We start from the raw sequence: 8357 nt of genomic DNA, 5'->3' as shown, positions 1-8357 counted from the left end.
CCGCGCCAGCCGCGGCGCTCGAGGTGCGTGCGGACGCGCGCGATCAGCCGCGCCGGATCGCGCAGGTCGTCGGCGTGCGCGCGCTCGACGATGTAGCCCAGGCGCTGCAGCTCCCCGATCCGGGTGAGGTCGCGGCGCCACTGGCGCCGGTCATCGGCATGATGGGCCCCTTCGTACTCCACGACCACGCCCCAGGGCGCGAAGAGCAGGTCGACGCGCGCCACCAGGTCTCGGCCGTCGCGGATCTCGGCGTTCACGAGCGGTCGCGGCAGACCCGCGGTCTCCAGCGAGACCCGGATCTGCGACTCCGGGTACGACTCAGCCCCTGGCACCACGAGCGGCCACGCGGCACGCAGGTGCGCGGCGCCGCGCACCCGCGGCGACAGGTCGAGCGCGACCTGCAGCTCGCGGATGGTGCACGCGTCGAGCTCGGGCAGACACAGCCGATCGGCGACGGCGACGAGCGCCGGAACGGACAGCATCCGCGCGAGATCCACCCACGTCCGTGCAGGCGTCGTGACCCGGATGCCGAGCCGCCAGGTGCCGAGCACCGGATCGATGCCGACGCTGACCCCCACCACACCCTCGCCGCGCGGAGCCCGTCCCGGACGCGGCACCGCGAGATGCAGAAGTCCGTCGTCGGCGTAAGGCGCGGGCAGGTCGAGCCCCCACAGCCGCAGCGCGCTGGGGCCGAACACGAAGACACCCTCCCCCGCCGCCGCGACGCGGGCCCGGGTCACGTCGACCCACGTCGCGTCGACCGCGGCGCGCAGCCCGCGGAACGGACGCGCCCACTGCGCGCGCGAGCGCAGTGCCGACGCCGCGGTCCCCTGGGCGCGCGCGCGAGCGACGGTGAACGCGCGCGGCAGCTCGGACATGACTCGAGGATGCCGCAGCATCCCCCGCCCCATCTCTCCCCGTCCACAGGAGCCGCCCCGCGGCCCGCGTTTCGGTCGCTTCGAGCGCCCGAAACGGCGTCCGCACGCGTTTCGGGCGTGTGAGGCGACCGAAACTCGCGGAGAGGCTCAGTCCTGCGCGACGCGGGGGCGGAAGCCCGCTTCCTCGAGCACGCTGATGACGTGGGCGCGGTGCTCCTGACCGCGCGTCTCGACGCTGAGCTGGAGGATCACCTCGCTGATCTGCAGCCCCTGGCCGTGGCGCGTGTGCAGCGCCTCGATCACGTTCGCGCCGGCGATCGCCAGCAGCTCCGACACCCGCGCGAGCTGGCCCGGGCGATCCGGCAGCGGCACCTGCAGCGTCATGTACCGACCGGATGCCGCAAGTCCGTGCGCCACGACACGCTGCAGCAGCAGCGGGTCGATGTTGCCGCCCGACAGGATCACGGCGGTCGGCCCGCTCGCGATGATCTTCCCGGCCAGGATCGCGGCCACGCCGACGGCTCCGGCGGGCTCGACGACCTGCTTCGCGCGTTCGAGCAGCACCAGCAGGGCCCGCGCGATGTCGTCGTCGCTGACCGTCACGACCTCGTCGACCAGCTCGCTGATCACCTCGAAGGGCACGTCACCGGGGCGCGCGACGGCGATGCCGTCCGCGATCGTCGGGGTCGTGTCGACCGTGAGGGGCACCCCCGCGGCGAGAGAGGACGGATAGGCGGCGGAGTTCTCCGCCTGCACGCCGATCACCCGGACCGTGCGGCCCTCGAGCGCGGCGCGGGCCTTCACCGCGGCGGCGACGCCCGCGATCAGGCCTCCCCCGCCGATGCCGACCACGACGGTGTCGAGGTCGGGCACGGCATCCCAGACCTCCAGGCCCAGTGTCCCCTGACCGACGATGACATCGCGGTGGTCGTAGGGGTGGATCATCACGGCGCCGGTGCGCTCGGCGAACTCTGCGGCGAGACGCAGCGGCGTCTCGACCGTCGCCCCCTCCAGCACCACCTCGGCGCCGTAGCCGCGGGTGGCGAGCAGCTTGGGCACCGGGACGCCTAGTGGCATGAAGATCGTCGCCGGGATGCCGAGCTTCTGGGCGGCCAGTGCGACGCCTTGGGCGTGGTTTCCCGCCGAGGCGGCGACGACGCCGCGCGCACGCTCCTCCGCGCTCAGCCGCGACAGACGGTAGGTCGCGCCGCGGATCTTGAACGATCCGGTGCGCTGGAGGTTCTCGAGCTTGAGGTACACCGGCGCACCCAGCACCTCCGTGAGGTGCTCGGAGACGTCGAAGGGGGTCTTCACGATGACGTCGCGGAGGACGGCGGCGGCGTCCTCGAATTCCGCCAGGGTCGGGAGGGTCACGCGGTCTTCTTCCTGCTGCGGGGAACGGTGCTCCAGATGAGGTCGGCGCTGTCGGGTGGCAGCGCCCCGTTCTCGGTTCGACGCCCCAGATAGACGGCGACGACGTTCACGAAGGCGGCGAGGGGCACCGCGAAGAGGGCGCCCGGGATGCCGGCGATCATGGCTCCCCCGGTGACGACGAGGACCACGGCCAGCGGATGCACCTTGACGGCGGACCCCATCAGCAGCGGCTGCAGGACGTGTCCCTCCAGCTGCTGGACGGCGAGCACCACCACCAGCATCCACAGCGCGATCCACGGTCCGTTGTAGACGAGGGCGAGGAAGACGGCCAGCGCTCCGGTGACGATCGCACCGACGAAGGGGACGAAGGCGCCGAGGAAGACGAGGACGCCGATCGGGATCGCCAGCGGAACGCCCAGCAGGAAGGCGCCGAGCGCGATGCCGGTCGCGTCGATGGTCGCGACCAGCAGCTGGGTGCGGGCGTAGGTGACGACCGTCCGCCATCCCGCGCGACCGGCGCCGTCGACCTCGCTGCGCGCGCGGCGCGGGAAGAGCCGCACGACCCACCGCCAGATGCCGGCACCGTCCGCCAGCGTACACAGCAGGATGAACAGCGCGAGCACGGCGCCGGTGACCACGTGCCCGACCGTGGAGCCCACGACGAGGGCGCCCGACCACAGCAGCTCCGCCTGCTGCTGCAGGAAGGTCCACGCCTGCGCGAGGAGGTCGTCGATCTGCTGGGCGGTCAGGTGCAGGGGGCCGTCGATCAGGTAGTCGCGGAACTGGCCGATCGCCTCCGTCGTGCGCGCCTGCACGCTCGCCCACTCGCGGGTGATCTGCCAGACGGCGAGCCACAGGAGCCCCCCGATCACGCCGATCGTGCCGATGACGGCGATCACGATCGCGAGCCATCGCGGCACGCCGCGGCGCAGCATCCACGTGAACACGGGCCAGAGCAGCGCCGTGATCAAGATGGAGACGAGCAGCGGGATGACGAGGAGCTTCAGCTGGATGACGAGCCAGATGAGGATGCCGGCGGCCGCCGCGATCACCACGAACCGCCAGGCGTAGGCGGTCGCGACGCGCAGTCCGCGCGGCAGTCCGCGGTCGATGTCCGAGGCGACCGTCCGCTCGCGCAGGGCGTCGAGGAACGACCCGCGCGGTGCGGAGCCGGGTGTGTCGTCGGAACCGCTCATCCCGCCAGTCTAAGACTCAGAACCGTCCGCCCATCTCCTCCAGACGGGCGATGCGATCGGGGATCGGCGGATGCGTCGCGAACATGCGCTGCACCGCTCCGGGGCGCAGCGGGTCGCTGATCCACAGGTGCGCCATCGAGGTGTTCGCCTTGGCGAGCGGCCGCCCGTACTCACCGAGCTTGGCGAGCGCGGACGCGAGCGCGTCGGGGTCGCGGGTGGTCAGCGCGCTCGTCGCGTCGGCCAGGTACTCGCGCTGGCGGGAGATCGCCGCCTGCACGAGGGCGGCCAGCAGCGGCGCGACGATGGCGGCCACGACGCCGAAGATCAGGAAGACCAGCTGCGACTGGTTGTTGCCGCCGCGACGGCCGCCCCCGAAGAAGGCGATGCGCAGCAGGATGTCGGCGACGAGGCCGACGGCGACGACGAGGCCGAAGACGACGAGCGACACCCGGATGTCGTAGTTGCGGATGTGGCCGAGCTCGTGGCCGAGCACGCCCTCCAGCTCACGATCGGTCATGAGCTCGAACAGCCCGGTGGTGACCGTGATCGCGGCCCGATCGGGCGTGCGTCCGGTGGCGAACGCGTTGGGGGCGGGATCCTCCACGACGTACAGCGCCGGCATGGGGGTGCCGGTCGAGATGCAGAGGTTCTCGACGAGGCGGTGGTAGCGGGGCGCCTCCTCCTTCGTCACCGGCTGGGCCCCCGACAGCGCGAGCGCCTCCCGATCGGCGACGAAATACTGCACCGTGGCGTAGCCCGCGGAGCCGAGCAGCACGAAGGCGGTGATCCACCAGTTGTTGCCCGCGAGCCAGCCGGCGGCGAGACCGATGAGTCCGAGCACGACGACGAAGCCGGCCAGGATCAGCCAGGTGTTGCGCTTGTTGCGTGCGATCGCGGAGTACATGCCGCGCGCGCGTTCAGAACTGGATGCGCGGCGGCTCGGCGATGGCGGCGCCGTCGACGACCTCGAAGAACTCCCGCTCGTGGAAGCCGAGGTTCCGGGCGAACATGTTGTTCGGGAACACCTTGATCTTGGTGTTGAGCTCGCGCACACCACCGTTGTAGAACCGGCGCGACGCCTGGATCTTGTCCTCGGTGTCGACGATCGACTGCTGGAGCTGGAGGAAGTTCTGGCTCGCCTGCAGCTGCGGGTAGGCCTCTGCCACGGCGAACAGCGACTTCAGCGCCTGCTGCATGTGCCCCTCGGCGACGCCCGCCTCCGCGGGCGAGCCCGCGGTGAGCGTCTCGGCGCGGGCGCGGGTGACGTTCTCGAAGACCGCCTTCTCATGCGCGGCGTAGCCCTTGACCGTCTCGATGAGGTTCGGAAGCAGGTCGGCGCGACGCTTGAGCTGCACGGTGATGTCGCTCCAGGCCTCGTCGACGCGCACGCCGAGCGCCACCAGCGAGTTGTACGTCGCCCACAGATAGATTCCGGCGATCACCACCAGAGCGACGACGATCAGGACCGGGATCAGCCATTCCATACGACTCCCATCGACTGAGGCTCATCCTATCGGCGTCACGGCGTCCCGCGTCGGCCCCGACCCCCACTCCCAGGCGTTCCCCACCTCGCGCACCCGCGCGGCGCGCGCGGGTGGACGCGATCAGGCGCCGAGAATCCGGTCCAGGTAGGGGTTGCGGAACATGCGCCCGGGATCGAGTCGCTCGCGCAGGGCGACGAAGTCGTCGAAGCGGGGGTAGCGGCTCCGTAGGGTCGCCGCATCCAGGGTGTGGAGCTTCCCCCAGTGCGGACGTCCGTCGTGATCGAGCATGATCTGCTCGACCGCCTCGAAGTAGGCGCGATGATCGGCCCGCCAGTACCGATGGACCGCGACGTACCCGCTGTCGCGGCCGTGGGCCGTCGACAGCCAGCGGTCGTCGCCGGCGGCGACCCGCACCTCGATCGGGAACTCCACACGCCACCCGCGCGCGTCGACGAGCGCGCGTACGGCGCGGACGGCCGAGCCCAGGTGCTCGATCGGCACCGCGTACTCCATCTCGCGGAAGCGCACGCCGCGGCTCGTCGCGAACACGCGGTGCGAGGCGTCGGAGAACTCGCGGTCTCCCCACACCCGTGCCGACAGCCGATTGATGCCGGGGACGAGGGCCGGGACCGTCCGACCGAGGGAGCAGGCCAGCTGGTGCACGCCGTTGCCGACGACCACGTCGTCGATCACCCGCGACACGATCGACAGCGGCGCGGTGGGCGCATCGGCGGCGAGCCGGGTGTTCGTCTTGGTGAGGGCGACGTCGGTGTGCGGGAACCAGTAGAACTCGAAATGGTCGGCGTCGCGCATCCGCGCATCCAGCGCGCCGAGCACCGCGTCGAGGTCCTCGGGGCGCTCCTCGGCGTGCAGGCCGAAGGCGGGCACGCACTGCAGTGTGACGTCGACGAGGATGCCGAGGGCACCCAGACCGAGGGCGACGGCGGGCAGCAGCTCGGGCTCGTGGTCCTCGTCGACGGTGAGCAGCTCGCCGTCGGCGGTGACGAGCGTCGCGGCCACCACCTGGGTCGCGAGCCCGCCGAAGCCCAGACCCGTCCCATGGGTGCCGGTCGAGACGGCTCCCGCGATGGACTGCCGGTCGATGTCGCCCAGGTTGGCCATCGCGAGTCCGTAGGGCGCGAGAAGGGCGGGGATCCGATGCAGCCGTGTGCCGGCGAGGATCCGGGCCCTCCCCCGGTCGCGGTCGACGGAGATCAGGCCCGAGAGCTCCGTGAGCTCCAGCAGGGTTCCCGGCGCGACGGCGATGCCGGTGAAGCTGTGTCCCGCGCCCACCGCCTTCACGGCTCGTCCGCGGGCGGCGGCCGAGCGTACCGAGCGTCGGACGGCCTCCACGGTCGTCGGGTATTCGACCAGCTGCGGACGGACCCGTTCGGTGCGCGCCCAGTTCTGCCATGTGCCGCCCGGTCGTGTCACAGGAAGCTCTTCCCTTCGCCGCGGTACGTCGGCGCTTCGCCCACGAGGCGATCGCCGAGGGTGAAGTGGTAGCGGTCGACGCGCTCGGCGAGCTCGCCGCTCTTGGCGTGCCGGAACCACACGCGATCCCCCACCGCCAGGCCGCGGGCGGCATCGCCCTGCAACGGGGTCTGCACCTCTCCGGCGCCCTCGCGCGCGAGCGTCTTGAGGCCCGGCGGCCACACCGGGAGGGGCTGACGCGAGACCACGGGCGGTCCCGACGCGATCCACCCGCCGCCGAGCACGACGGCGATGTCCGCGGTGGGCTTTCGGACCACCTCGAGGGCGAACGCCGCCGCGGGCGCCGGGTCGAACGCGCGGTATCCGTCGAAGAGGTGCCCGGCGAGCAGGCCGCTGCCGGCCGTCGTCTCGGTGACCGCGAGGTCGGCCGAGGTCGACTCGAGCGAGCCCGTGCCGCCGCCGTTGACGAACTCGAGCGGTGCGATCTCCCGCAGTGCGGCGACGATGGCCCCGCGACGGTCGACGAGCTCGCTGCGCGATCGGCCCTGCATCCATCTGATGACGGCGTCGCCCGAGCCGGTCGCGTCGGGCTGTCCGGCGATCTGGGCCTCGTACATCATCAGCCCGACGAGGCGGAAGCCGGGTCGGCGCGTGATCGCGCGTGCGAGACGGGTGACCTCGGCGGGCTCGTGCACGGGCGAGCGTCGCACACCGATGTGTCCGAGCATCGGAGACCGCCAGGAGGCGTCCGCGTCGATCGCGACGCGGAGCGTCGCGCGGGAGGCGGGCGAGGCCACGGCATCCACCACGTCGAGTTGCGCGAGGTCGTCGACCATCAGCGTGATGCGGGCGGCCGCCTCATCGTCGTGCACGAGCGCGGCCAGCGCGGCCCGGTCGACGGTCGGGTACCCGAGCACCACGTCGTCGTGGTCGCGGGCGAGCCAGAGCGCTTCCGGCAGGGTGAACGCGAGGATGCCGCGGAAGCCCGCGATCGCGAGCGTCGCGTCGAGCACCTCGCGCACGCGGATCGACTTGCTCGCCACGCGGATGGGAACGCCTCCGGAGCGCACGACGAGGTCCATCGCGTTGAAGCGCAACGCGTCGAGGTCGATCGTCGCCACGGGCCCGGACAGCTCCGCGATCGCCGCGGAGCGTGCCGCCCAGGAGGCCGACGGATCGCGCCGCGCATCGTCGGACTGCGTGCGCAGGCTCAGGAGGTCGAGGCTCATCTGATCGGGGCTCCTTCGCGCGTGAGGGCACCAGCCTAGATGACACGCGGTGTCATCGACAGCGGAACCCGGACGTTAGTCTCGACGCGTGACCCTGCTCATGAAGCTCACCGTCGGCGCGCTGTGGCTCACGTCCGGGCGGACGCGTCGTGACCTCTCCGGTGCAGAGTATCTGTCCCGGGTCGATCCGCAGCGTACCTTCGCCCCGCCGCCGCGGGATGCCGGCGCGTTCGGGCGTCTGACGGAGAGCAGGGTCGCGGGTTCGACGGTGCTGCGCTGGCAGCCGCACGATCACGTCGTCGGACGCGAACTGATCTACCTGCCCGGCGGCGGGTTCGTGAGCCCGATGGTCCGTGAGCACTGGTGGATCGTCCAGCGCATCATGACGGCCACGCGCGCCGCCCTCACGATCGCTCCGTATCCGCTCACGCCGGAGCACACCGTCGACGAGGCGGAGGCGTTCATCGACGCGGTCTACGACGAGGTGGCGCACCGCCCCACCACCAGGGAGATCTTCGTGGCGGGCGACTCCGCCGGGGGCAACGTCGCGACGACGTTGGCTCTGCGCGTCCGCGACACCCATCGGCATCCGCTCGACGGACTGATCCTGTTGGCACCGTGGGTCGACCCGACCATGCGCACGGCCGGAGCCTGGCAGCGGGAACGGCGCGACCCCACTCTGCGCTGCACCGGTCTGCGCGCTGCGGCCGGGGCGTGGGCCGGCACGCGCGACCTCCGGGATCCCTCGATGAGCCCGATCGA

The 8357-nt window shown here is 71.8% G+C and carries 8 protein-coding genes; 1 reads left to right on the top strand and 7 read right to left on the bottom strand.

Annotation, left to right across the window (positions count from 1 at the left end; genetic code table 11):
- From MHO01S_RS15900 to MHO01S_RS15870, 7 genes are all read right to left on the bottom strand, one after another.
- Positions 1-878 (bottom strand): putative endonuclease domain-containing protein (locus MHO01S_RS15900; protein WP_060959790.1); only part of this gene is annotated, 878 nt, incomplete at its 3' end.
- Positions 879-1025: 147 nt separating this feature from the next.
- Positions 1026-2252: a threonine ammonia-lyase gene (gene ilvA / locus MHO01S_RS15895; RefSeq protein ID WP_061782592.1), complete on the bottom strand. Its 1227-nt coding sequence runs from the start codon at positions 2250-2252 to the stop codon at positions 1026-1028.
- A complete protein-coding gene (locus MHO01S_RS15890) occupies positions 2249-3448 on the bottom strand; it encodes an AI-2E family transporter (RefSeq protein WP_061782591.1) in 1200 nt (399 codons plus the stop codon). Before MHO01S_RS15890 ends, ilvA begins: the two co-directional genes overlap by 4 nt.
- Before the next feature lie 16 nt (positions 3449-3464).
- Positions 3465-4352 (bottom strand): M48 family metalloprotease, encoded by an 888-nt coding sequence (locus MHO01S_RS15885; protein WP_060959793.1) that lies wholly within the window; start codon positions 4350-4352, stop codon positions 3465-3467.
- A 13-nt stretch (positions 4353-4365) separates the two neighbouring features.
- Complete coding sequence (locus MHO01S_RS15880; RefSeq protein ID WP_005052555.1) at positions 4366-4932, bottom strand: LemA family protein; 567 nt, start codon at positions 4930-4932, stop codon at positions 4366-4368.
- A 120-nt stretch (positions 4933-5052) separates the two neighbouring features.
- Positions 5053-6366 carry a D-arabinono-1,4-lactone oxidase gene (locus tag MHO01S_RS15875; protein ID WP_060959794.1) on the bottom strand — a complete coding sequence of 438 codons (1314 nt, stop codon included), beginning with the start codon at positions 6364-6366 and terminating at the stop codon, positions 5053-5055.
- On the bottom strand, positions 6363-7595 hold the full coding sequence (locus tag MHO01S_RS15870) for an alanine racemase (RefSeq protein WP_060959795.1): 1233 nt from the start codon (positions 7593-7595) through the stop codon (positions 6363-6365). Before MHO01S_RS15870 ends, MHO01S_RS15875 begins: the two co-directional genes overlap by 4 nt.
- Positions 7596-7683: 88 nt before the next feature.
- On the opposite strand from MHO01S_RS15870, the gene MHO01S_RS15865 reads away from it, so the two are divergent.
- Positions 7684-8357 (top strand): alpha/beta hydrolase (locus MHO01S_RS15865; RefSeq protein WP_061782590.1); only part of this gene is annotated, 674 nt, incomplete at its 3' end.

It is taken from the genome of Microbacterium hominis NBRC 15708 (assembly GCF_001592125.1).
Lineage (GTDB): Bacteria > Actinomycetota > Actinomycetes > Actinomycetales > Microbacteriaceae > Microbacterium > Microbacterium hominis.
This window is presented reverse-complemented; position numbering and strand designations above follow the sequence as displayed.